General features: G+C 73.2%; 27 protein-coding genes and 1 pseudogene. 7 read left to right on the top strand and 21 right to left on the bottom strand.

All coding sequences use genetic code 11. The annotated features are described in order from the left end of the window. Nucleotide 1: 1 nt before the first annotated feature. The 5 genes from AB0924_RS28055 to AB0924_RS28035 are packed head-to-tail and all read left to right on the top strand — an operon-like array spanning nt 2 to nt 5,460. Nucleotides 2-1,195, top strand: a complete 1,194-nt coding sequence (locus AB0924_RS28055) for an ADP-ribosylglycohydrolase family protein (RefSeq protein ID WP_358931164.1) — start codon at nt 2-4, stop codon at nt 1,193-1,195. Then, nucleotides 1,183-2,544: an ADP-ribosylglycohydrolase family protein gene (locus tag AB0924_RS28050; protein WP_366912859.1), complete on the top strand. Its 1,362-nt coding sequence runs from the start codon at nt 1,183-1,185 to the stop codon at nt 2,542-2,544. The genes AB0924_RS28055 and AB0924_RS28050 overlap by 13 nt, the downstream gene beginning before the upstream one ends. Beyond that, complete coding sequence (gene rbsK / locus AB0924_RS28045; RefSeq protein WP_358931160.1) at nt 2,541-3,434, top strand: ribokinase; 894 nt, start codon at nt 2,541-2,543, stop codon at nt 3,432-3,434. The genes AB0924_RS28050 and rbsK overlap by 4 nt, the downstream gene beginning before the upstream one ends. Continuing rightward, complete coding sequence (locus AB0924_RS28040) at nt 3,431-4,651, top strand: CoA transferase (RefSeq protein WP_358931158.1); 1,221 nt, start codon at nt 3,431-3,433, stop codon at nt 4,649-4,651. The genes rbsK and AB0924_RS28040 overlap by 4 nt, the downstream gene beginning before the upstream one ends. After that, complete coding sequence (locus AB0924_RS28035) at nt 4,648-5,460, top strand: CoA ester lyase (protein WP_358931155.1); 813 nt, start codon at nt 4,648-4,650, stop codon at nt 5,458-5,460. The genes AB0924_RS28040 and AB0924_RS28035 overlap by 4 nt, the downstream gene beginning before the upstream one ends. A gap of 92 nt (nt 5,461-5,552) precedes the next feature. Here the strand turns inward: AB0924_RS28035 and lgt are convergent, their stop codons facing one another. The 11 genes from lgt to hisI all read right to left on the bottom strand — a co-directional run bounded on the left by lgt (nt 5,553) and on the right by hisI (nt 14,561). Continuing rightward, nucleotides 5,553-6,581 (bottom strand): prolipoprotein diacylglyceryl transferase, encoded by a 1,029-nt coding sequence (gene lgt / locus AB0924_RS28030; protein WP_366912857.1) that lies wholly within the window; start codon nt 6,579-6,581, stop codon nt 5,553-5,555. 82 nt (nt 6,582-6,663) lie between these two features. Further along, nucleotides 6,664-7,440, bottom strand: a complete 777-nt coding sequence (locus AB0924_RS28025) for a thioredoxin domain-containing protein (RefSeq protein ID WP_358931151.1) — start codon at nt 7,438-7,440, stop codon at nt 6,664-6,666. Nucleotides 7,441-7,547: 107 nt separating this feature from the next. After that, the gene (gene trpA, locus AB0924_RS28020; protein ID WP_366912856.1) at nt 7,548-8,366 is read right to left on the bottom strand and encodes a tryptophan synthase subunit alpha; all 819 of its coding nucleotides are present in this window, start codon (nt 8,364-8,366) and stop codon (nt 7,548-7,550) included. Continuing rightward, the gene (gene trpB, locus AB0924_RS28015; protein ID WP_358931146.1) at nt 8,363-9,646 is read right to left on the bottom strand and encodes a tryptophan synthase subunit beta; all 1,284 of its coding nucleotides are present in this window, start codon (nt 9,644-9,646) and stop codon (nt 8,363-8,365) included. Before trpB ends, trpA begins: the two co-directional genes overlap by 4 nt. Before the next feature lie 211 nt (nt 9,647-9,857). Beyond that, entirely contained in the window at nt 9,858-10,052 is a 195-nt protein-coding gene (locus AB0924_RS28010) for a hypothetical protein (RefSeq protein WP_358931144.1), read from the bottom strand. A 21-nt stretch (nt 10,053-10,073) separates the two neighbouring features. Further along, on the bottom strand, nt 10,074-10,883 hold the full coding sequence (trpC, locus tag AB0924_RS28005; RefSeq protein WP_143636351.1) for an indole-3-glycerol phosphate synthase TrpC: 810 nt from the start codon (nt 10,881-10,883) through the stop codon (nt 10,074-10,076). A 133-nt stretch (nt 10,884-11,016) separates the two neighbouring features. Next, nucleotides 11,017-11,454, bottom strand: a complete 438-nt coding sequence (locus tag AB0924_RS28000) for a DUF2752 domain-containing protein (RefSeq protein ID WP_366912855.1) — start codon at nt 11,452-11,454, stop codon at nt 11,017-11,019. Nucleotides 11,455-11,551: 97 nt separating this feature from the next. Next, nucleotides 11,552-11,809 (bottom strand): HGxxPAAW family protein, encoded by a 258-nt coding sequence (locus AB0924_RS27995; protein ID WP_358931139.1) that lies wholly within the window; start codon nt 11,807-11,809, stop codon nt 11,552-11,554. A gap of 168 nt (nt 11,810-11,977) precedes the next feature. Beyond that, the gene (locus AB0924_RS27990) at nt 11,978-12,616 is read right to left on the bottom strand and encodes a TIGR02234 family membrane protein (RefSeq protein WP_358931137.1); all 639 of its coding nucleotides are present in this window, start codon (nt 12,614-12,616) and stop codon (nt 11,978-11,980) included. Between the two features lie 50 nt (nt 12,617-12,666). Next, on the bottom strand, nt 12,667-14,145 hold the full coding sequence (locus AB0924_RS27985) for an anthranilate synthase component I (protein ID WP_358931135.1): 1,479 nt from the start codon (nt 14,143-14,145) through the stop codon (nt 12,667-12,669). 11 nt (nt 14,146-14,156) lie between these two features. Then, the gene (hisI, locus tag AB0924_RS27980; RefSeq protein WP_358931133.1) at nt 14,157-14,561 is read right to left on the bottom strand and encodes a phosphoribosyl-AMP cyclohydrolase; all 405 of its coding nucleotides are present in this window, start codon (nt 14,559-14,561) and stop codon (nt 14,157-14,159) included. Nucleotides 14,562-14,691: 130 nt separating this feature from the next. On the opposite strand from hisI, the gene AB0924_RS27975 reads away from it, so the two are divergent. Beyond that, complete coding sequence (locus AB0924_RS27975) at nt 14,692-15,327, top strand: TIGR03085 family metal-binding protein (protein ID WP_358931131.1); 636 nt, start codon at nt 14,692-14,694, stop codon at nt 15,325-15,327. 67 nt (nt 15,328-15,394) lie between these two features. After that, nucleotides 15,395-15,784: pseudogene (locus tag AB0924_RS27970) on the top strand (VOC family protein); the annotation flags it as partial. A 12-nt stretch (nt 15,785-15,796) separates the two neighbouring features. Here the strand turns inward: AB0924_RS27970 and AB0924_RS27965 are convergent. From AB0924_RS27965 to hisD, 10 genes are all read right to left on the bottom strand, one after another. Beyond that, complete coding sequence (locus AB0924_RS27965) at nt 15,797-17,050, bottom strand: MFS transporter (RefSeq protein WP_358931129.1); 1,254 nt, start codon at nt 17,048-17,050, stop codon at nt 15,797-15,799. Nucleotides 17,051-17,063: 13 nt separating this feature from the next. After that, entirely contained in the window at nt 17,064-17,651 is a 588-nt protein-coding gene (locus AB0924_RS27960; protein ID WP_358931127.1) for a helix-turn-helix domain-containing protein, read from the bottom strand. Nucleotides 17,652-17,793: 142 nt separating this feature from the next. Further along, entirely contained in the window at nt 17,794-18,549 is a 756-nt protein-coding gene (hisF, locus tag AB0924_RS27955) for an imidazole glycerol phosphate synthase subunit HisF (protein WP_358931124.1), read from the bottom strand. Continuing rightward, on the bottom strand, nt 18,546-18,950 hold the full coding sequence (locus AB0924_RS27950; RefSeq protein ID WP_358931122.1) for a RidA family protein: 405 nt from the start codon (nt 18,948-18,950) through the stop codon (nt 18,546-18,548). The genes hisF and AB0924_RS27950 overlap by 4 nt, the downstream gene beginning before the upstream one ends. Beyond that, nucleotides 18,947-19,672: a bifunctional 1-(5-phosphoribosyl)-5-((5-phosphoribosylamino)methylideneamino)imidazole-4-carboxamide isomerase/phosphoribosylanthranilate isomerase PriA gene (gene priA / locus AB0924_RS27945; RefSeq protein ID WP_351670430.1), complete on the bottom strand. Its 726-nt coding sequence runs from the start codon at nt 19,670-19,672 to the stop codon at nt 18,947-18,949. The genes AB0924_RS27950 and priA overlap by 4 nt, the downstream gene beginning before the upstream one ends. A 3-nt stretch (nt 19,673-19,675) precedes the next feature. Then, nucleotides 19,676-20,320, bottom strand: coding sequence for an imidazole glycerol phosphate synthase subunit HisH (hisH, locus tag AB0924_RS27940; RefSeq protein WP_366912854.1), 645 nt, complete (start codon nt 20,318-20,320; stop codon nt 19,676-19,678). Further along, nucleotides 20,311-20,475 (bottom strand): hypothetical protein, encoded by a 165-nt coding sequence (locus tag AB0924_RS27935; protein WP_199210187.1) that lies wholly within the window; start codon nt 20,473-20,475, stop codon nt 20,311-20,313. The genes hisH and AB0924_RS27935 overlap by 10 nt, the downstream gene beginning before the upstream one ends. A gap of 4 nt (nt 20,476-20,479) precedes the next feature. After that, complete coding sequence (hisB, locus tag AB0924_RS27930; RefSeq protein ID WP_143636382.1) at nt 20,480-21,073, bottom strand: imidazoleglycerol-phosphate dehydratase HisB; 594 nt, start codon at nt 21,071-21,073, stop codon at nt 20,480-20,482. Next, the gene (locus tag AB0924_RS27925) at nt 21,070-22,176 is read right to left on the bottom strand and encodes a histidinol-phosphate transaminase (RefSeq protein WP_366912852.1); all 1,107 of its coding nucleotides are present in this window, start codon (nt 22,174-22,176) and stop codon (nt 21,070-21,072) included. The genes hisB and AB0924_RS27925 overlap by 4 nt, the downstream gene beginning before the upstream one ends. Continuing rightward, nucleotides 22,173-23,498 carry a histidinol dehydrogenase gene (gene hisD, locus AB0924_RS27920; RefSeq protein ID WP_358931111.1) on the bottom strand — a complete coding sequence of 442 codons (1,326 nt, stop codon included), beginning with the start codon at nt 23,496-23,498 and terminating at the stop codon, nt 22,173-22,175. The genes AB0924_RS27925 and hisD overlap by 4 nt, the downstream gene beginning before the upstream one ends. Nucleotides 23,499-23,515: the final 17 nt, after the last annotated feature.

The following is a 23,515-nucleotide window of genomic DNA, read 5'->3' as shown; positions in this document are numbered from 1 at the left end:
CATGACGCCCAAAGGAGAAGAAAGCAGCGGTCCGGGCCCGGCGCGGCTGAGCGGTCTCGACGAACGGATCACCGGGGCGCTTGTCGGGGCCGCCGTCGGCGACGCGCTCGGCGGCCCCGTCGAGGGCTACTCCCCGGACCAGATCACCGACCGTCACGGCGGTCGCGTCCACGGCATCGTCGGCCCCTGGCACGGCGAGGACTGGCGCACCGCCCGCCCCATCGCCCCGTACCACAAGGGCGACGGCCACGTCACCGACGACACCCTGATGACCCACGCGCTGGTCCGGGTCTACGCCCGGGTCCGGGACCACCTCGACGCGTACGCGGTCGCCGACCACCTGGTGCCGGACCTGATGGCGAACCCGCGCTGGATCCCGGAGCTGGAGACCGAGACGCTGCCGCTGCACCGCCTCTTCCTCGCCGAGAAGTGGCTGGTGGCCCGGCTGGCGTACGGCCACGTGGACCCGCGGGAGGCGGGCGTGGGCAACATCGTCAACTGTGGCGCGGCGATGTACATGGCGCCCGTCGGCCTGGTCAACGCGGCCGATCCGGCCGCCGCGTACGCCGAGGCGCTGGACGTCGCGGGCGCGCACCAGTCGTCGTACGGCCGCGAGGCCGCCGGGGTCTTCGCCGCCGCGGTCGCCGCCGCCACCGCGCCGGACGCCACCCCGGACTCCGTGGTGACCGCCTGCCTGGACCTGGCGAAGGACGGCACGCGCGCGGCGATCGAGAAGGTCTGCGAAGTGGCGCGCGGTCACCGGGACTTCGAGTCGGCGCTGGCCCCGCTGCGGGCGGCGGTCGCCCCGTACGACACGGTCGGCCCCGACTACCGCTCCCCCTCCCTCGGCGCCCGGCGCCCCTCCCGGCTGCACTCGATCGAGGAACTCCCGGTGGCCCTCGGCATGCTGCTGGTCGCCGACGGGGACTACCGCCACGCGGTGCTGGGCTCGGTCAACTACGGACGCGACTGCGACTCGATCGCCACGATGGCAGGCGCGCTGGCGGGCGCCCTGGGGTCGCCGGTCCCGGAGGACTGGGCGAAGACGGTGGCGGAGGCGAGCCGCCTGGACCTGTGGGAACCGGCCCGCACACTCACCGGGGTCACGCGCGAGATCTTCCGGCGGGACGTGGACCGCAGACGGGCGCACGAGCGGGCGTTCGCGGCGCTGGGAGGCACCTCGTGCTCCGATTGACCTGGGTGCAGCCCGAGGACCTGCTGGGCCACGAACTCGTCCAGGCCCGCCTGGACGGCCGGGAACCGGCGCGGATCGAGGCGCGGTGGCGGGCGGCCGGCGGCCCGGCGGCCCCGGAGCGGGCGGGGGCCTCACCGCAGCGGGCCTCGCGCTATCTGCGGCTTCTCGCCGAGGACCTGCTGGACGAGCTGGCCGACCTGCCGAGCAGGCTGGCCGAGGACGAGCCGACGGACCTGGCCGGCATCAGGGCCGCCTGCCCCGACTGGCCCGCCGCGCGGCCCCGCGGGGAGACCACACCCCCCGCCCTGGAAGCGGCCTGGCTGGGCCGGGCCGCCGGCTGCCTCCTCGGCAAGCCCGTCGAGAAACTCCCCCTCGACGGCATCCGCGCCCTCGCAAGGGCCACCGGCAACTGGCCCCTGAGCACCTGGTTCACGGCCCGTGGCGTCCCCGGGGACCTCCTCGCCCAGTACCCATGGAACCGCCGCTCGGCCCCCACCTCCCTCGCCGAGAACATCGACGGCATGCCCGAGGACGACGACCTCGACTACCCGCTGCTCGGCCTCCTCCTGCTCCGCCGCCACGGCAGGGGCTTCAGTACCGCCGACGTCGCGGCGCTCTGGCTGGACGAGCTCCCGCCGGGCCGAGCCTTCACCGCCGAGCGCATCGCCTTCCGCAATCTGCTCTGCGGTATCGAACCCCCGCACACCGCCCGCCACCGCAACCCGTTCCGCGAGTGGATCGGCGCCCTGATCCGCGCCGACGTCCACGGCTGGACCAATCCCGGCGACCCCGCGGCCGCCGCCGGACAGGCCCACCGCGACGCGCTCCTCACCCACACCGCCAACGGCGTGTACGCGGCGATGTTCACGGCCGCCACGCTCGCCGCCGCGGCCGGCGGGGAAAGGGACGTGCACGCCTGCCTGCGCACCGGCCGCACGGTGGTCCCGGACCGCTCACGGCTGGCGGGGGCCATCGACCACGCCCTGCGACTGGCCGCGCGGCACGAGGACTTCGACGACGTCGTGGACGAACTGCACGCCACCTACGCCGCCACCCACCACTGGGTCCACGCCATCCCCAACACCGCGCTGCTCGTCGCCGCCCTCAGCCACGCGGGCGGCGACTTCGCCGGCTCCGTCTGCCGTGCGGTGTCCGGCGGCTGGGACACGGACTCCAACGGGGCGGCCGCCGGCAGCGTCGCCGGTCTCCTGGCCGGCACCCCGGAGGCGCTCCCCGACCGCTGGCGGGCCCCGCTGAAGAACCGGCTCGCCACCACCGTCGCCGACTTCGACGGCGCCGGCTTCGACACCCTCGCCCGACTCACGCACCTGGAGGCGACCCGCCCATGACCCACATCGCCGTCCTCGGCAGCACGAACATGGACCTCGTCACCTATGTCACCCAGGCCCCGCAGCGCGGCGAGACCGTGACGGGCCGGGACTTCCGCACCGTCCCCGGCGGCAAGGGCGCCAACCAGGCCATCGCCGCGGCCCGGGCCGGAGCCACGGTCTCGATGATCGGCGCGGTCGGCAACGACGCCTTCGGTGTCCGCCTGCGCGACACCCTCGAACACTCGGGCGCGGACACCGACTTCCTGCGCACGGTGGAGGGCCCGTCCGGCACCGCGCACATCGTGGTGGACGACGAGGGCGGCAACTCCATCGTCGTCATCCCCGGCGCGAACGGCACCGTCGACCACCTCGCCGCCGGCGACGAGGGCGTCATCGCCTCCGCCGACGCCCTGCTGCTGCAACTGGAGATCCCGCTGGCCGCGGTGGTCTCGGGGGCGGAGGCGGCGCGACGGCACGGGGTCCGTACGGTGCTCACCCCCTCCCCCGCCCAGCCGCTGCCCCCCGATCTGCTGGAGGCCACCGACCTGCTGGTCGCCAACGAGTACGAGGCCGTCACCCTCACCGGCCGCACCGACCCCCGCGCGGCCGCCGCCGCCCTGATGGAACTGATCCCCGAGGTCGTCGTCACGCTGGGCGCGACCGGCTGCCTGTACCTGGCCCGGGGCACCGAACCGCTGGTGGTGCCGGCGCCGCAGGTCAAGGCCGTGGACTCCACCGGGGCGGGCGACACCTTCGTGGGAACGCTCGCGGTGGCCCTCGCCGAGGAGAAACCGGTGCGCGAGGCGCTCTCCTGGGCGGCGGCCGCGGCGGCCCTGTCCGTGCAGCGGGAAGGCGCGTCGGCGTCGATGCCGTACCGCCCGGAGATCGAGGCCCAGTACAACGCATGAGCACACACCCCGAGAACACGCGCCCCGAACACCCCCGGCCCCTCGACGGCCTGCGGGTCCTGGACCTGGCCACCCTCTTCGCCGGCCCCATGGCCGCCACCCTGCTCGGCGACTTCGGTGCCGAGGTGATCAAGGTGGAGCATCCGGGGCGGCCCGACCCGTCCCGGGGCCACGGCCCGGCGAAGCACGGTGTCGGCCTGTGGTGGAAGGTGCTCGGGCGCAACAAGCGCGCGATCACCCTCGACCTGTCCCGGCCCGGTGGCCGCGCGACCCTGCTGCGGCTGGCGGCCACCGCCGACGTGGTGATCGAGAACTTCCGTCCCGGCACCCTGGAGAAGTGGGACCTGGGCTGGCCGGAGCTGTCCGCCGCCAATCCACGGCTGGTCCTCACCCGGGTCACGGCCTTCGGCCAGTTCGGCCCGTACGCGCACCGCCCCGGCTTCGGCACGCTCGCCGAGGCGATGAGCGGCTTCGCCGCGCTCACCGGCGAACCGGACGCGCCGCCGACGCTGCCGCCCTTCGGTCTCGCCGACTCGGTCGCGGCACTGGCCACGGCCTACGCGGTGCTGACGGCGCTGGCGGGCCGGGACCGCACCGGCGAGGGCCAGGTCGTGGACATGGCGATCATCGAGCCGATCCTCGCGGTCCTCGGTCCGCAGCCCACCTGGTACGACCAGCTCGGCTACGTCCAGGAGCGTACCGGCAACCGGTCCGCGAACAACGCCCCGCGCAACACCTACCGCACCGCCGACGGCGCCTGGGTCGCCGTCTCCACGTCCGCCCAGTCGGTGGCGGAACGGGTGATGCGGCTGGTGGGCCGCCCGGAGCTGACCGAGGAGCCGTGGTTCGCCACGGGTGCGAGGCGGGCCGCGCACGCCGACGTGCTGGACGAGGCGGTCGGGAGCTGGATCGCGGTCCGCGACCGCGCCGAGGTGCTCGCGGCCTTCGAGAAGGCGGAGGCGGCGGTGGCCCCGGTGCAGGACGTGCGGGACGTCCTGGCCGACCCCCAGTACCAGGCCCTGGACACCGTCACCACCGTCGACGACCCGGAGCTGGGCCCGCTGCGCATGCAGAACGTCCTCTTCCGGCTGTCCGGCACGCCCGGGGCGATCCGCTGGGCCGGCCGGCCGCACGGCGCCGACACCGACGCGGTCCTCACCGAGCTGGGCCTCGGCCCGGAGGAGCTGCGCGCCCTGCGCGAGGAGGGCGCCCTGTGACGCCGTTCCCGCTGACCTGGCTGTACGCCCCCGGCGACCGCCCGCACGTCGTGACCAAGGCGCTGGCCCGGGGCGCCGACGTGGTGGTGATCGACCTGGAGGACGCGGTCGCCCCCGACCGCAAGGAGTACGCCCGGGCGGCCACGGCCGAACGGCTGGCCGAGCCGCAGCGGGTCCCGGTCCACGTCCGGGTCAACGCCCTGGACGGCCCCTGGGCCGCCGCGGATCTCGCGGCCCTGGCCACGCTGCCGGGCGTGACCGGGCTGCGGCTGCCGAAGGTGAGCTGCGCCGGGCAGGTCAGACAGGCCGCCGTGACCACCGCCCGCCCCCTGTACGCCCTGCTGGAGTCGGCCCTCGCCATCGAGCACGCCTACGCCATCGCCGCCGCCCACCCGTCGCTGCGGGGCATCTCGCTCGGCGAGGCCGATCTACGGGCCGACCTGGGTGTACGGGCCGACACGGGCCTCGACTGGCCGCGTTCCCGGGTGGTGGTCGCCGCCCGGGCCGCCGGGCTCCCCCCGCCGCCCCAGTCCGTCCATCCCGACATCCGCGACCTGGACGGCCTCGCCGCCTCCTGCGCCCGGGGCCGGGCCCTGGGCTTCCTGGGCCGCGCGGCGATCCACCCGCGGCAGCTCCCGGTGATCGAGCGGGCCTACCTCCCGACCCCGGCGGAGCTGGAGCACGCGGAGACGATCATCAAGGCGGCGGCGACGGACCAGGGCGCCCAGGCGCTGCCCGACGGCCGCTTCGTCGACGCGGCGGCGGTGGCCGCCGCGCGGCGGACGCTGTCGCTGGCGCGCCGGGAGTGACAGCGCGCCCGGTCCGGCGGCACACGCGCTCGGACACGCCGAAGGGCGCTCCGGAGATCCGAAAGCGCCCTTCGGTGCGATGTCCGCGGCCGTCAGCTCTTCTTCGCCGACTCCGCCTCGTCCTTCGCCGCCACGGCGTCCGGCCCGGCGAGGTCCCCGGGCTCGTCCCCGGTCCGGTCCTCGGCCTTGCTCCCGGTCGCGTCGCCCGTCTCGTCCGCCGTCTTGCCCACGGTGCCGTTCCCGGCCTTGTCCTCGGCGGCCTTGTCCTCGGCCGCGGCCTCGGGGTCGAGGGTCGAGCCGCCCGGGACGCCCGGCTCGACCACCGCTTCCCGCCCGGGCCGCTTCCTGGCCGACACCACGATGTAGGCGACCGCCAGCAGGAACACGATCAGCGCGGTCCAGTCGTTGAGGCGCAGTCCCAGGATGTGGTGGGCGTCGTCGACGCGCATGTACTCGATCCAGGCGCGGCCCACGCAGTACGCGGCGACGTACAGGGCGAAGGCCCGGCCGTGGCCCATCCTGAAGCGGCGGTCGGCCCAGATGACCAGGACGGCGACGCCGATGCACCACAGGGACTCGTAGAGGAAGGTCGGGTGGTAGTAGCCCGGCACCCGGCCGCCCTCGGAGGAGGTGATGTGCAGCGCCCAGGGCACGTGCGTCTCGCGCCCGTACAGTTCCTGGTTGAACCAGTTGCCCCAGCGGCCCATGGCCTGTGCGAGGGCGATGCCGGGTGCGACGACGTCGGCGTAGGCGGGCAACGGGATGCCCCGGCGCCGCGCGCCGATCCAGGCACCGAGCGCGCCCAGTGCGATCGCGCCCCAGATGCCGAGGCCGCCCTCCCACACCTTGAAGGCGTCCACCCAGTCACGGCCCTCGCTGAAGTACAGCTCGTAGTCCGTGATCACGTGGTAGAGGCGGCCGCCGACCAGGCCGAAGGGCACGGCCCAGACGGCGATGTCGGCAACGGTGCCGGACCTCCCGCCCCGGGCGACCCAGCGCTTGTTGCCGAGCCAGACGGCGATGAAGACACCGATGATGATGCAGAAGGCGTAGCCGCGCAGCGGGATGGGGCCGAGATAACGCACCCCGTGCGACGGGCTGGGGATGTAGGCAAGTTCCATGGCAGGGTCGACGCTACCGTGCCGGGCCGGGCGGACGGCAAGCGGACGGGCTACGGCTCCATAACGGGGACGCGAGAAACACTTACCCCTGGTTCTTCTGTTCCACCATCTGCTTCAGCTTCTCCGGGGTCATCGTCTGGTCCTGGTAGATGTTCTTGCCGTCCAGCAGGACGGTGGGCGTGCTGCCGTAGCGGCCGGCCTCGAACGCCTGGTGGGACTTGTTCACCCAGCCGTCGTGGGTGCCGTTGTTGACGCACTTGCGGAACGCCGGGGTGTCGAGGCCGCTGACCTTTCCGGCGAGCTGGATCAGCTTGCCGTTGTTCCCGAAGGCGTCGTCGGTCTCCTGGGGCTGGTTCGAGTACAGCACGTCGTGGTAGTCGCGGAACTTCCCGGCGTCCTGGGCACACGCCGCGGCGTTCGCCGCGCGCAGGGAGCCGGTGCCGCGGAGGTTGCCGTCGATCAGCCGGACCAGGTGGTAGTCGACTCTCAGCTTGCCCGCGTCGGTCAGTTCGTGCAGCGTCGGCCGGTACCGCGCCTCGAAGGACATGCAGGCCGGGCAGCGGAAGTCCTCCCAGACGGTGAGCGTCGACCTGGCGCCGTCCTTGCCGACCGGGATCGCGAGGCTGTCCTGGCCCCGCGCGCCCGAGGGCACCACGACGGGGCCCGAAGCGGTGCTCTTCTTGCCCTTGCCCGAGTTGGCGGCGATCACGCCGATCACCGCCGCGAGTCCCAGGACGCAGACGACGCTCGCGCCCACGATCAGCGTGCGCCGCCGCCGGTCCGCGGTCCTCTGCTTCTCACGCTCGGCCGCAATCCGCTCACGGGCGGTGCGCTTTCCGTCACGGTTCTTCTCGCTCACACCCCCAGAACGAACCGGGGAGGCGCAGCGCGCCTCCCCGGCCCGAGGTCCACTCGTTCGAGTGACCGATTCTTCCGTTGTGAACGACTGACGCCGCCTATGGGAGCTTATGCCTTCCCGCGCACGCCCTTGGCCAGATCACCGGCGAGCTCACGCACCGCCGCGAGGCCGGCGGCGTGGTCGGGGGCGTCCAGCATCCGCTTGACGAACGCCGAGCCGACGATGACTCCGTCGGCGAACCCGGCGACCTCGGCGGCCTGGGCCGCGTTGGAGACGCCGAGCCCCACACACACCGGCAGTCCGGTGCCCGTGGCCCGGGTGCGCTCCACCAGGTTCTGCGCCTGCGCGCCGACGGACGCGCGGGTGCCGGTGACGCCCATCAGCGAGGCCGCGTAGACGAAGCCACTGCCCGCCTCGGTGATCCGCGCCAGCCGCTCGTCCTTGCTGCTGGGGGCGACGACGAAGACGGTGGCGAGGCCGTGCTTCTCTGCGTGCTCCCGCCACAGGGCCGACTCCTGGACCGGCAGGTCGGGCAGGATGCAGCCCGCGCCGCCCGCCTCGGCCAGCTCGGCGGTGAAGCGCTCGACGCCGTAGCGGTCGATGGGGTTCCAGTACGTCATCACGAGCACGGGCTTGCCGGTGGCCTCGTGGGCCTCCCTGACCGTGCGCATGACGTCGGCGATCCTGACCCCGCCGCGCAGTGCGATGTCGTCGGCGGTCTGGATGACGGGGCCGTCGAGGACGGGGTCGCTGTGCGGCAGGCCCACCTCGACCACGTCCGCGCCGCCGTCGAACGCGGCCTTGATCGCCTCGATGCCGCCGTCCACGGTCGGGAACCCGGCCGGGAAGTAGGCGATGAGCGCGGACCGGCCCTCCGCCTTCGCGGCGGCGAGGGTGTCCGTCAACAGCCGGAGGTTGCCGCTCACTTGGCGTCCCCCTCGATCTCGGCGGTGTCGGCTTCGTTGGCGGCCACCTCGGCGTCGGTGTCGTAGAGGCCGAAGTAGCGCGCCGCGGTGTCCATGTCCTTGTCGCCGCGGCCGGACAGGTTGACCACGATCAGCCCGTCCGGGCCCAGCTCCCTGCCGACCTCCAGGGCTCCGGCGAGGGCGTGGGCGCTCTCGATGGCCGGGATGATGCCCTCGGTGCGCGACAGCAGGCGCAGGGCCTGCATGGCCGCGTCGTCGGTGACCGCGCGGTACTCGCCACGGCCGGAGTCCTTGAGGTAGGAGTGCTCGGGGCCGATGCCCGGGTAGTCCAGACCGGCCGAGATGGAGTACGGCTCGGTGATCTGGCCCTCGTCGTCCTGGAGGACGTAGGACCGGGAGCCGTGCAGGATGCCGGGCTCGCCGGCGGTGAGGGTGGCCGCGTGCTCGCCGGTCTCGATGCCGTGTCCGGCGGGCTCGCAGCCGATGAGCCGGACGCCCTCGTCGGGGATGAAGGCGTGGAAGAGGCCGATGGCGTTGGAGCCGCCGCCGACGCAGGCGACCGCGGCGTCGGGCAGCCGCCCGGCGCGCTCCAGGAGCTGCCGCCGCGCCTCCACGCCGATGACCCGGTGGAAGTCCCGGACCATGGCCGGGAAGGGGTGCGGGCCGGCCACGGTGCCGAACAGGTAGTGGGTGCGGTCGACGTTGGCGACCCAGTCCCGGAACGCCTCGTTGATGGCGTCCTTCAGGGTGCGACTGCCGGACTTCACGGCCACGACCTCGGCGCCGAGCATGCGCATGCGGGCGACGTTGAGGGCCTGCCGCTGGGTGTCGATCTCGCCCATGTAGATGGTGCAGTCGAGGCCGAAGAGGGCGCAGGCGGTGGCGGTGGCGACACCGTGCTGGCCGGCGCCGGTCTCGGCGATGACGCGGGTCTTGCCCATGCGCTTGGTGAGCAGGGCCTGGCCGAGCACGTTGTTGATCTTGTGGGAGCCGGTGTGGTTCAGGTCCTCCCGCTTGAGGAAGACACGGGCACCACCGGCGTGTTCGGCGAACCGCGGCACCTCGGTCAGCGCGCTGGGCCGGCCGGTGTAGTTCACCAGCAGGTCGTCGAGCTCACGGGCGAACTCGGGGTCGGCCTTGGCCTTGTCGTACTCGACGGCGACCTCGTCCACGGCGGCGACGAGCGCCTCCGGGATGAACTTGCCGCCGAACGCCCCGAAGTAGCCCTCGGCGCTGGGCACCTGGCCGGTGGGATCGGGAATGAAGAACTCGCTGGGCATACGGATACCTCGCAGGGGCTTGTGCCCCGGGTTGCTGGACTTGGGGTACGAGTACGCGTGCGCTGCCCTCAGCGGTCTCTGCCACCCGCCGGGCGGGTCACTTCTCAGCGCCCGAGTCGGGTGGTGGGTGGGCAAACGCCCGGGGGGAGCCCCCTGGGCGGCCGGGAGAGACCGGGTCGCAGGTGGACCGGCGTTCACAAGGAGACGCGGCTCAGCTCACCGCGGGTGACGCGCACGCGGAGTGACGCCATCGCATGCCGTTCACCTGACCGGGCTCGTCACCGATCACGTAGCGGACCCGCCGCCCGTGCACCCGTCGCGCGGGGGCACGGCAGCCTCGGGGCCGGCAGCCGCGGGCGAGGCGGGCATAGGTGTCCCGCGTCGCCGGGGTGATCGGAAGCGTCATCGGGGCCAGCTTAGCCGGAGGTCAGCCCCGCCCGTGCCGGAGCGCGGGGTGTTCGCCGGCGGCGACCAGGTCGGACACGGCGGCCTTCGGGTCGCGCCCGGTGACCAGGGACTCGCCGACCAGCACCGCGTCGGCGCCGGCGTTGGCGTAGGCGATCAGGTCGTGCGGCCCGCGCACTCCGGACTCGGCGACCTTGACGAGGTGGTCGGGGATCTCCGGGGCGACCCGCTCGAAGGTGCCGCGGTCGACCCGCAGGGTCTTCAGGTTGCGCGCGTTGACGCCGATGATCCGGGCACCCGCGTCCACCGCCCGCTCGACCTCGTCCTCGTCGTGCACCTCGACGAGCGGGGTGAGGCCGATGGAGACGGCGCGCTCGATCAGCGACTCCAGGGCCGGCTGGTCCAGGGCGGCGACGATCAGCAGCGCGAGGTCGGCGCCGTACGCGCGGGCCTCCCAGAGCTGGTACGACGTGACGATGAAGTCCTTGCGCAGGACGGGGATGTCCACGCGCGCGCGGACCGCCTCCAGGTCGGCCAGCGAGCCGCCGAAACGGCGCTGTTCGGTGAGGACCGAGATGACGGCGGCGCCGCCCGCCTCGTAGTCCGCCGCGAGCCCGGCCGGGTCGGCGATCGCGGCCAGCGCGCCCTTGGAGGGGCTGGAGCGCTTGACCTCACAGATGACCTTGACGCCGTCGCCCTTGAGCGCGGCCACCCCGTCCTTGGCGGGCCGGGCCTTCGCCGCGCGCTCCTTGAGCTCGTCGAGGCTGACGCGCGCCTGCCGCTCCGCGAGGTCGGCACGGACTCCGTCGATGATCTCGTCGAGCACACTCACGCGAGCGGCCCCCTTTCAGACGGTCGTTCCTTCAGGTTCCGAAACCTGCGGTCACTGCGATGGTATCCGGAGGACGGCCGAGGCCTCGCATCCGGTGGACGCCGGCCCCATCACCTGGACGTTCACCGTTCCATCACGGATGCAGCCAGCCGCCGAACGGCAGGTTCCGGACAACCGTGAACACCAGCAGCAGCGCGCCGACGGACCACAACAGTGCCCCTCCCGGTTCGAACCGCACCGCCCGGCCGCGTAGCGCGCGCACCACCCAGACGGTCCACAGCACCGCGAAGCCCAGGTAGGCGGCCACCCCCGCCGCGTTGTCGTGCAGGGCGGTGAGGAGGTCGCCGTGGACGAAGGCGTGGGCGCTGCGCAGTCCGCCGCAGCCGGGGCAGTACAGGCCGGTCAGGCCGTAGAGCGGGCACACCGGGTAGTGGCCGGGCTCGTTGGGGTCGACGGTGCCGACGTACGCGAAGGCCCCGGCGACGGCCGCGAGGACACCGGCCGGGACGGCGAGCCGGTTCCAGGGGGTGGTGGGGGTGGTGCGCGGGGCGGTGCCGCTGTCGGGGTTCACGTCGGCATTCTGCCCCGCACGCCCGCGGCACGCGCGCGAGGGGCGGCCCCACCGGATGTGGTGGGGCCGCCCCTCGCGGGATGCGCTGCGGTGGGGCTCAGCCCTCGACGCCGGCCGGCTCGCGGCCCGGGACGTGGCCGCTGTGCGAGGCGCCCTGGGCGCGCTTCTGCTCGCCGAGGCCCATGGCGCGCATGGCGGCACCGACGACGCCGCCGAGGAGCACGATCACCATGCCCGCCCAGAAGCCGACCGGCTGCGCCATCACCATGAAGGCACCCGCGACGCAGAAACCGATGAAGGCGATGGTGACGCCGGTCCAGGCGGCCGGGGTGTGACCGTGGCTGCTGCCCGCCATGACTTGCTCCTCGTTGCTTGTACGTGTCGAAGTACGTGTCCGTACGGTTCCGAGCGCGTCACCGTCCGAGCCGGGCGCTCTTCGTCCATTGTCCCGTACGCACGCGCGTGCCGGACGCGGGGGTGGCGTCTGGTTCGCCACATCCGGCGGGGCGCGGGGGCGGCCCCCTCAGGCGCCGGTGGGATCCTCGCCGCGGTCCAGGGCCTTCCAGATCTCCTCGGGGCGCTCCGGGTCGGCCGGCCGGGCCTTGCGGCGCGGGCGGTCCGAGCCGCGCTCGTAGCGGCCGGACATGGCGGGCCACAGGGGGCCGTAGCGCAGCGCGAGCAGTCCGGCGAGCAGGATCAGGACGCCTCCGGCGGCGGCGACGTAGGGCCAGCCGGTGTGCGAGAGGGCGGTGACCGCGGCCGAGGTGTCGCCGGTGGTCCGGGCGGCCTCCTCGTCCAGCGCGGAGCTGTCGGAGGCCCCGGCGAACGCGGCGGCGACGATGCCGGCGCCGCTGAGCGCGAGCAGCGCGGCGACGGCGACGCGGCCGGCCCGGCGGACGGCGAAGACGGCGACGAGCGCGGCCAGGCCCACTACGGCGAGGGCCGCGGGGACGCCCGTGACGTCGCTGCCCCTGGCGGTCAGCGGGAACGCGCCGCCGGCCACCGTGGCGGTCCCCTCCGACCAGCGCTGCCGGGTCGCGAGCAGGGTCACGGCCGCGCCGAGCGCGCCGCACAACAGGGCCACGGCGAGGCTCCGCCGGCCGGACCGGCTGGGTGCGGCGGCTTCGGAACGGGGGTGAGGTACGGCAGTCACGTACTCCACTATCGCCTGAACCCCGGATGAAGCGTCACCCGGGGTTCGGCACGGGCGTTCTAGCCGCCCAGCCGGTTGGCCGTGTGCACCGCCCGCAGCACCGCGGCGGCCTTGTTGCGGCACTCCTGGTCCTCGGCGGCCGGGTCGGAGTCGGCGACGATGCCGGCCCCGGCCTGGACGTGGGCGGTGCCGTCGCGGAGCAGGGCCGTGCGGATGGCGATCGCGGTGTCGGAGTCGCCGGCGAAGTCGAGATAGCCGACGCAGCCGCCGTAGAGGCCGCGCCGGGACGGTTCGAGCTCGTCGATGATCTGCATGGCGCGGGGTTTGGGGGCGCCGGAGAGGGTGCCCGCCGGGAAGCAGGCGGTCAGCACGTCGAAGGCGGTACGGCCCTCGGCGACCCGGCCGGTGACGGTGGAGACGATGTGCATGACGTGCGAGTAGCGCTCGATGGACATGAAGTCGACGACCTCCACCGAGCCGGGCTCGCAGACCCGGCCGAGGTCGTTGCGGCCGAGGTCGACCAGCATCAGGTGCTCGGCGCGTTCCTTGGGGTCGGCGAGCAGCTCGTCGGCGAGGGCCTGGTCCTCCTGCGGGGTGGCGCCGCGGGGCCGGGTGCCGGCGATGGGGTGGACCATCGCACGCCCGTCCTCGACCTTGACCAGCGCCTCGGGGGACGAGCCGACGACGTCGAACCCGTCGAAGCGGAACAGGTACATGTACGGCGAGGGGTTGGTGGCCCTGAGGACCCGGTAGACGTCGAGCGCGCCGGCCGTGCACGGGGTCTCGAAGCGCTGCGAGGGCACGACCTGGAAGGCCTCGCCCGCGCGGATGCGTTCCTTGACGTCCTCGACGGCCCGCCGGAAGTCGGGGCCGCCCCAGCGGGCGGTGTACTCGGGCAGCTCGGAGGGCGGCAGCACGGCCGGGGGCTGGGCGACCGCGCGGCCGAGGTCGGCTTCCATGGCGTCGAGGCGGGCCACGGCGTCGGCGTACGCCTCGTCCACACCGGTCTCGAGGTCGTTGTGGTTGATCGCGTTGGCGATCAGCAGGACCGAGCCCTCCCAGTGGTCCATGACGGCGAGGTCGCTGGTGAGGAGCATGGTCAGCTCGGGCAGGCCGAGGTCGTCGCGCTCGCCGGGGCCGATCTTCTCCAGGCGGCGGACGATGTCGTAGCCGAGGTAGCCGACCATGCCGCCGGTGAAGGGCGGCATGCCCTCCTGGTGCGGGGTGTGCAGGGTCTGGACGGTGGCGCGCAGGGCGGCGAGCGGGTCACCTCCGACGGGGACGCCGACGGGCGGGGTGCCGAGCCAGTGCGCCTGGCCGTCACGGGTGGTGAGGGTGGCGGCGGAGCGTACGCCGACGAAGGAGTAGCGGGACCAGGAGCGCCCGTTCTCCGCGGACTCCAGCAGGAAGGTGCCGGGGCGTTCGGCGGCGAGCTTGCGGTAGAGCGCGACCGGGGTGTCGCCGTCGGCGAGGAGCTTGCGGGTGACCGGGATGACACGCCGGTCGGTGGCGAGCTTGCGGAAGGTCTCGAGGTCCATGGCGGCAGACCTTACTGATCAGCGGTGGCCGGGCGGGCCCGCCGGGCGCTCGCGCCGGGGTCGTCCTGGAGCAGGACGTCCTCGTCGAAGCAGGTGCGGGCGCCGGTGTGGCAGGCGGCGCCGACCTGGTCGACCTTGACCAGCACGGTGTCGGCGTCGCAGTCCAGGGCGACCGACTTCACCCACTGGACGTGGCCGGAGGTGTCTCCCTTGACCCAGTACTCCCGGCGGCTGCGGGACCAGTAGGTGCAGCGGCCTGTGGTCAGCGTGCGGTGCAGCGCCTCGTCGTCCATCCAGCCGAGCATGAGCACCTCGCCGGTGTCGTACTGCTGGGCGATGGCCGGGAGGAGTCCGTCGGCGCTGCGCTTCAGGCGCGCGGCGATCTCGGGGTCGAGAGTGCTGGTCATGGGTGCCATTGTGCCGCGTGGGCGGGACGGTTCCGGGTTTCTGTCCAGGGGATGGGCAGTCGGCGGGCGGCGGCTGAGACGGGCCCGGGTGGCGGGGGGACGGGTGGGCGGACCGGTTACGGAGTCGTAGGCTGACTCCATGTCGACCTTCGCCAAGCGTGAACGGCTCCTGCTCGCCGACCTCTTGGAAACCGTCGGACCGGACGCCCCGACCCTCTGCGAGGGCTGGCGGACCCGTGACCTGGCCGCGCACGTGGTGGTGCGCGAGCGCCGCCCGGACGCGGCGGGGGGCGCGCTGATCAAGCCGCTGGCCTCGCGTCTGGAGAAGGTGCTGGCGGAGTACGCGGCGAAGCCGTACGAGGAGCTGATCCAGCTCATCAGGACCGGTCCGCCGCGCTTCTCCCCGTTCCAGCTCAAGCAGGTCGACGAGGCCGCCAACACGGTCGAGTTCTACGTGCACACCGAGGACGTCCGCCGGGCCCAGCCGGACTGGGGCCCGCGCGAGCTGGACGCGGTGTTCCAGGACGCGCTGTGGTCGCGTCTGGAGCGCACCGCCCGGCTGCTGGGCCGGGGGGTGCCGACCGGTCTGGTGCTGCGCCGCCCGGACGGCCAGACGTCGGTGGCGCACCGGGGCACTCCGGTGGTGACGGTGACGGGTGAGCCCTCGGAGCTGCTGATGTTCGCCTTCGGCCGGCAGAACGAGGCGAAGGTGGAGCTGGACGGCGACGAGAACGCGATCGCCACCCTGCACGAGTCGAAGCAACTGGGCTTCTGAACCCGGGCTGTCCGCGACGGGGCATCCGAGACCGGGTTTCCGAGACCGGGCATCCGGGAGGCGCCGCATGATCAAGGTCGCGATGACCAGTGTGTTCGTGGACGACGTGGCGAGGGCGCACGCCTTCTACACGGAGGTCCTGGGGTTCGAGACCCGGCTGCACATGGATCCGGGCGGCGGCACGCCGTTCGTCACGGTGGGGGCGCGCGAGGGGGCCCAGCCGGATCTCCAGTTGCTGCTGGAGCCCGGGCAGGGCCCGATCGCGGAGCCGTACCGCACGGCGCTGTACGAGGCGGGGATCCCGTGCATCGTGTTCTCCGTGGACGACCTGCCGGCGGAGTACGAGCGGCTGCGCGGGCTGGGTGTGCGGTTCCCGCATCCGCCGCAGGTGCAGGGCCCGGTGCTCGCGGCGGTGCTCGACGACTCGGTCGGCAATCTGGTGCAGCTCACCCAGCCGCGGGTGTCAGCGTCAGCGGGGGAGTTCCGCGCGGCGCAGCCCGGAGACGCACAGGGCGACCACCCCGCCGAGCCCGCACACGGCCGCGCTGGTCACGAACACCGGGCCGAGACCGAAGGCACCGATGGCGGCGGCCGCGAACGGCATGCTCAGCGGGGCCAGGCCGAGGCTGACCACACTGGCGACGGCGGTGACCCGGCCGAGGTAGGCGGGGTCGGACAGGGTCTGCAGCAGGGCCCCGCACAGCACCCCGCTGAGCCCGGCGAGCAGCCCGATGAGCAGGGCGACGCCGACGGCCCCGACGAGCTGGGGCACGTAGGCCAGGGCGCCGATGGCGACCGAGCCGGCGAGGATCGCCCAGGCGGCGACCAGCCCGGCGCGCGGCACCCGGCCCCGGACGGCGAGCAGCAGTGAGGCGGCGCCCGCCCCGGCGCCGAATCCGGCGAGCACCCAGCCCATGCCGGCGGCGCCCCAGCCGCGCCGGTCGGCGAGCAGGGTCAGGCCGACGTTGAGCGGGCCGACGAAGCCGAAGTCGCCGAGGGCGATGGCGAGCATGAGCGGGGCGAGGACGCGGTGGCCGCGGATGTAGCGCAGGCCGCCCACCAGGTCGGCCCAGGCGGTGGTGCGCGCGGGGGCGGGGGTGTCGTCGCCGGGCAGGGGGCGCAGGCGCACGGAGATCAGCAGCGGTACGGAGACGGCGATCAGCAGTCCGGCGAGGGCGAAGGCCGCCGACGCGCCGCCCAGGGCCACGCCGAGTCCGCCGAGCGGGGCGCCGGCCACGCCCGCGCAGCGGATGGCGAGGCCGCGCATGCCCTGTACGCGGGCGAGCTGTCCCTTGCCGGTGATCCGGGCCGGGAGGGCGCCGACGGCGGGCATGAACACGGCGTCGACGGTGCCGAAGAGCAGGGCCAGCAGGGCGAGCGGCCACAGTCCGGGGCCGGTGAGGAACAGCAGGGCGGCCACCGCGAGGACGGCCGCGCAGCGCACGGCGTCGCTGCCGATGACGACGCGGCGCGGGCCGAGCCGGTCGGCGAGCACTCCCCCGCCGAGCATCAGCACGGCCCTCGGCAGCGCACTGACGGACATGACGACACCGGCCTGCGCGGGGGTGCCGGCCTGGACGGCGGCCCAGGACAGGGCGATGTAGTAGACGCTGTCGCCGAGCATGGAGGCGGTGTAGGCGCCGAGCCAGCGCAGCACGTTGGGGTCGCGGTGGGCGGGGCGGTCCTCGGTGACGGAGGCCGGGGGTATGAAGGTGTCGGTCACGGCGGGGCCCTTCTCAGACGCGGAACGGGAATCCGTACACGTGCAGCGCGACGTGCTCGCGCCCTTCGGTCTCGCCGTCGGCTTCGGCGGACCGGCCCAACTCGTCGTACCTGCGGATCAGCGCGAGCAGTTCGTCCTGCAGTGCGCGCAGTTCGGGGGCGGTGAGGCGGAGCAGGGACTCGCTGTCGGCCGCGGCCGTGTTCCACTCGGCGCTCCACGTCGGCCGTTCGTCGAGGTAGCGGCGGTAGAGGTCGGTGCGCTGGTCGTGGAAGAGCCGGGTCGCCGCCAGGTGCGCGGCCGCGGTCTCGGGTGCGTCCCGGAAGTCCTTGTCACGGATGCTCACGCCCTCGGAGGAGGGCTGCCACCAGCGTTCCCGGCCGTCCGCGCTCTGCGGCCGGGCCTCCTCGATGAGGCCGTGCTCGGCGAGCTTGCGCAGGTGGTAGCTGACCAGCGAGACGGCCTCGTCGACCTGGTCGGCGAGGTGCGAGGCGGTCGCCTTGTCGGCCACGCACAGGGCTCGGTACAGCTTCATCCGCAGCGGGTGGGCCAGCGCCTTCAGCGTGCCCACGTCCGTGATGGGACGGCTCCCCTTGGCTGTCATGTCTCCGACTCTAGATACGAAAGGAAAGTTGCGCAATGGATGTTGCGCAACTTTCCTTTCGCATCTGCCTCATCGAGGGGCCGGCCATGAGAAGGCCCCGGCCGCCTTGTCGGGCGGCCGGGGCCGAGGGCTCGGGAAGGCGTCACCGCACGGGGTGGCCCGCCTCCCGCAGGGTCTGCTTGACCTCGCCGATGCGCAGGTCCCCGAAGTGGAAGACGGAGGCGGCGAGAACCGCGTCCGCGCCCGCGTCGACGGCCGGCGGGAAGTCCGTCAGCCGCCCGGCGCCGCCGGAGGCGATCACCGGGACGGTGACGTGCTTGCGAACGGCCGCGATCATCTCCAGGTCGTAGCCGTCCTTGGTGCCGTCCGCGTCCATGGAGTTGAGCAGGATCTCCCCCGCGCCCAGCTCGGCCGCGCGGTGGGCCCACTCGACGGCGTCGATGCCGGTGCCCCTGCGGCCGCCGTGCGTGGTCACCTCGAAGGCGCCGCCCTCGGTGCGGCGCGCGTCCACCGACAGCACCAGGACCTGCCGGCCGAACCGCTCGGCGATCTCCCGGATCAGCTCGGGCCGGGCGATGGCCGCGGTGTTCACGCCCACCTTGTCCGCGCCGGCCCGCAGCAGCCGGTCCACGTCCTCGGCGGTGCGGACGCCGCCGCCGACGGTCAGCGGGATGAACACCTGCTCGGCGGTGCGGCGCACCACGTCGTAGGTGGTCTCCCGGTCGCCGGAGGACGCGGTGATGTCCAGGAACGTCAGCTCGTCGGCGCCCTCGGCGTCGTACACCTTGGCCATCTCGACGGGGTCACCCGCGTCGCGCAGGTTCTGGAAGTTGACGCCCTTGACGACCCGGCCGTTGTCCACGTCCAGGCAGGGGATGACTCGGACCGCCAGGGTCATGAGGTCACGGCTCCTCTGAATGCCTCTAGTTCCACTTCGACCAGGATGCGCGGGTCGACGAAGCCCTCCACGACCAGCAGGGTCGAGGCCGGGCGGACGGAGTCGAAGATCTCCTTGTGGGCGCGGCCCGCCGCGTCCACGTCCCGCACATGGGTCAGGTACATCCGGGTGCGCAGCACGGACCCGGCGCCGAGGCCGAACTCACCGATCGCCTCGAGCGCGCTGGTGAAGGCCACCTTGGCCTGTTCGTAGGGGTCGCCCTCCCCGTACAGCACGGTGCCCTTGAAGGACGTCGTGCCGGCCACCAGCACCCGGTCACCCGCCGCGACTGCGCGCGCGAACCCGAAGCTCTCTTCCCAGGGACTTCCGCTCTGAACGCGCCGCACGGCCTCGGATGTCATGACGCCACTGCCTCCAGTGCCTCTTCCAGGGTGAACGCCTTCGCGTACAGGGCCTTCCCGACGATGGAGCCCTCGACACCGAGGGGTACCAGCTCGGCGATGGCCCGGAGGTCATCCAGGGACGACACGCCGCCGGAGGCCACGACCGGGCGGTCGGTGGCGGCGCAGACGTTCCTCAGCAGCTCCAGGTTCGGGCCCTGCAGGGTGCCGTCCTTGGCGATGTCGGTGACGACGTAGCGGGCGCAGCCCTCCTTGTCGAGGCGCGCCAGCGTCTCGTAGAGGTCGCCGCCGTCCCGGGTCCAGCCGCGGCCGCGCAGCGTCGTGCCGCGCACGTCCAGACCGACCGCGATCTTGTCGCCGTGCTCGGCGATGACCTTGGCGACCCACTCCGGGGTCTCCAGCGCGGCCGTGCCGAGGTTGACGCGGGTGCAGCCGGTGGCGAGGGCCGCGGCGAGCGTGTCGTCGTCGCGGATGCCGCCGGACAGCTCCACCTTGATGTCCATCGCCCTGGCGACCTCGGCGATCAGCTCGCGGTTGTCACCGGTGCCGAAGGCGGCGTCGAGGTCGACCAGGTGCAGCCACTCGGCGCCGGAGCGCTGCCAGGCGAGGGCGGCCTCCAGCGGGGAGCCGTAGGAGGTCTCGGTCCCGGACTCGCCGTGCACGAGGCGCACGGCCTGGCCGTCGCGGACGTCGACGGCGGGGAGGAGTTCGAGCTTGGCCATGGTCTACAGGGTTCCGATCCAGTTGGTGAGGAGCTGGGCACCGGCGTCGCCGGACTTCTCGGGGTGGAACTGGGTGGCCCACAGGGCACCGTTCTCGACGGCCGCCACGAAGGGCCTGCCGTGCGTGGACCAGGTGACCCTGGGGGCCGCGATCAGCGGGTTGTTCGCCTCCAGGGCCCAGTCGTGGACGGCGTAGGAGTGCACGAAGTAGAAGCGGGCGTCCTTGTCGAGGCCGGCGAACAGCTCGGAGTCCTCCGGGGCGTCCACGGTGTTCCAGCCCATGTGGGGCACGACGTCGGCCTCGAGCGGCGCGACCGTGCCGGGCCACTCGTCGAGGCCCTCGGCCTCCACGCCGTGCTCGATGCCGCGCGCGAAGAGGATCTGCATGCCGACGCAGATGCCCATCACCGGCCGGCCGCCGGACAGCCGGCGGTCGACGACCCAGTCACCGCGGGCCGCGCGCAGGCCCTGCATGCAGGCGGCGAACGCGCCGACGCCCGGCACCAGCAGGCCGTCGGCGTTCATGGCCTTGTCGAATTCGCGGGTGATCTCGACGTCGGCTCCCACGCGCGCGAGGGCCCGCTCGGCGGAGCGGACGTTGCCGAAGCCGTAGTCGAAGACGACGACCTTCTTGGCGCTCAATTCCACACCTCCAGCCGCATGACGCCGGCGACCAGGCACATCGCGGCGCCGATCGAGAGCAGCACGATGAGGCTGGTGGGCATCTTCTGCTTGGCGAAGGAGATGATGCCGCCGACCAGGAAGAGGCCGACGACGATCAGGACGGTGGACAGACCGGTCATGGGGTTACAGCGCGCCCTTCGTCGACGGGAGGATGCCGGCCGCGCGCGGGTCGCGCTCGGAGGCGTAGCGGAGCGCCCGGGCGAGCGCCTTGAACTGGCACTCCACGATGTGGTGCGCGTTGCGGCCGTAGGGCACGTGCACGTGCAGGGCGACCTGCGCCTGGGCGACGAAGGACTCCAGGATGTGCCGGGTCATCGTGGTGTCGTACTCGCCGATCATCGGCGCCATGTTCTCGGGCTCGGTGTGCACGAGGTAGGGGCGGCCGGAGAGGTCGACGGTGACCTGGGCGAGGGACTCGTCCAGCGGGACCGTGCAGTTGCCGAAGCGGTAGATGCCCACCTTGTCGCCGAGGGCCTGCCTGAAGGCGGCGCCGAGCGCGAGGGCGGTGTCCTCGATGGTGTGGTGGGAGTCGATGTGCAGGTCGCCGTCGGTCTTCACGGTCAGGTCGAACAGACCGTGCCGGCCGAGCTGGTCGAGCATGTGGTCGTAGAAGCCGACGCCCGTGGCGATGTCGGTCCTGCCGGTGCCGTCGAGGTCGATCTCGACCAGTACCGAGGTCTCCTTGGTGGTGCGCTCCACGCGTCCGACGCGGCTCATGACTGGGGCTCCTTCTTCAACTCACGGACCGCGTCGAGAAACGCGTCGTTCTCCTCCGGGGTGCCGGCGGACACCCGCAGCCACCCCGGTACGCCGTTGTCCCGGACCAGTACGCCCCGGTCGAGGATCTTCCGCCAGGCCTCGTGGGCGCTGTCGAACCGGCCGAACTGCACGAAGTTCGCGTCGGACTCGATCACCTCGAAGCCGATCGTGCGCAGCTCGGCGACCAGCCGGTCCCGCTCGGACTTGAGCTGCTCGACGTAGCCCAGCAGGGTGTCGGTGTGCTCCAGGGCGGCCAGGGCGGTCGCCTGGGTGATCGCCGAGAGGTGGTACGGCAGCCGGACGAGCTGTACGGCGTCCACGACCGCCGGGTCGGCGGCGAGGTAGCCGAGGCGCAGTCCGGCGGCGCCGAACGCCTTCGACATGGTGCGCGAGATGACCAGGTGGGGCCGGCCCGCCAGCAGCGGCAGCAGCGACTCGCCGTGGCTGAACTCGATGTAGGCCTCGTCCACGACCACCATGGACGGCTTGGCCGCCTGGGCCGCCTCGTACAGCCCGAGGACCGTCTCGGGCGGCACGGCGTTGCCGGTGGGGTTGTTGGGGGTGGTGACGAAGACGACGTCGGGCCGGTGCTCGGCGATGGCGCGCCGGGCGGCGGCGAGGTCGATCCCGAAGTCCTCGCCGCGGGGCCCGGAGATCCAGCCGGTGCCCGTGCCGCGCGCGATGAGCGCGTGCATCGAGTACGACGGCTCGAAGCCCATGGCCGTGCGGCCCGGTCCGCCGAAGGTCTGCAGCAGTTGCTGGATGACCTCGTTGGAGCCGTTGGCCGCCCAGACGTTCTCGATGCCGAGCGGGTGCTTGCCGGTGTTCGTCAGGTACTTGGCCAGCTCGGTGCGGAGCTGGACCGCGTCCCGGTCGGGATAGCGGTTCAGGTCGCGGGCGGCCTCCCGGACCCGCTCCACGATCCGCTCGACCAGCGGCTCGGGCAGCGGGTAGGGGTTCTCATTGGTGTTCAGCCGTACGGGTACGTCCAACTGGGGCGCGCCGTAGGGGGACTTGCCGCGCAGCTCGTCCCGTACGGGCAGATCGTCGATGCCGGTCACTTGCTCGTCGGTACCTTCCAGCCGAACCTCGCCTTGATCGCCGCGCCGTGCGCGGGCAGGTCCTCCGCCTCCGCCAGCGTGACGACGTGGTGCGCGACCTCCGCCAGCGCGTCCCGCGTGTAGTCGACGATGTGGATGCCGCGCAGGAAGGACTGGACGGACAGGCCGGAGGAGTGGCAGGCGCAGCCGCCGGTGGGCAGGACGTGGTTGGACCCAGCCGCGTAGTCGCCGAGCGAGACGGGCGCCCAGGGGCCGATGAAGATCGCGCCGGCGTTCTTCACCCGGTCGGCGACCGCGGTGGCGTCGGCGGTCTGGATCTCCAGGTGCTCGGCGCCGTACGCGTCGACCACCCGCAGGCCCTCCTCGACGCCGTCCACGAGGACGATCGCGGACTGCTTGCCGGCCAGGGCCGGGCGGATGCGGTCCTCGATGTGCTTGGTGGCCGCCACCTGCGGCTCCAGCTCCTTCTCCACCGCGTCGGCCAGCTCGGTGGAGTCGGTGACCAGCACGGCCGCCGCGAGCGGGTCGTGCTCGGCCTGGCTGATCAGGTCCGAGGCGACGTGCGCCGGGTCGGCGGTGTCGTCGGCGAGGATGGCGATCTCGGTGGGACCGGCCTCGGTGTCGATGCCGATCTTCCCGGTGAAGTAGCGCTTGGCCGCGGCCACCCAGATGTTGCCGGGGCCGGTGACCATGTTGGCGGGCGCGCAGGACTCGGTGCCGTACGCGAACATCGCGACGGCGGTGGCGCCGCCGGCCGCGTAGACCTCGTCCACGCCGAGCAGCGCGCACGCGGCGAGGATCGTCGGGTGCGGCAGTCCGCCGAACTCCGCCTGCGCCGGGGAGGCGAGCGCGATCGACTCGACGCCGGCCTCCTGGGCCGGGACCACGTTCATGATCACGGACGAGGGGTAGACGGACCGGCCGCCGGGCGCGTACAGCCCGACGCGCTCGACCGGCACCCACTTCTCGGTCACGGAGCCGCCCGGCACGACCTGGGTGGTGTGCGCAGTACGGCGCTGTTCGCGGTGGACCAGGCGGGCCCGGCGGATGGACTCCTCCAGGGCGGCACGCACGGCCGGGTCGAGCGCCTCGAGCGCGTCGGTCAGCGCCCGGGCCGGGACACGGACGGATTCCAGCCGTACTCCGTCGAACTTCTCGGCGAAGTCGATCAGCGCCGCGTCGCCACGATGATGCACGGCCTCGCAGATCGGACGCACCTTCTCCAGGGCGGCCTGAACGTCGAAGTCGGCTCGGGGCAGCAGGTCGCGCAGGGCGGGGCCCTCGGGGAGGGCGTCGCCGCGCAGATCGATTCGGGAGATCACGTACTCAATTCTCTCAG

This window comes from Streptomyces sp. NPDC047869 (assembly GCF_040704065.1).
Taxonomy (GTDB): domain Bacteria; phylum Actinomycetota; class Actinomycetes; order Streptomycetales; family Streptomycetaceae; genus Streptomyces.
This window is presented reverse-complemented; position numbering and strand designations above follow the sequence as displayed.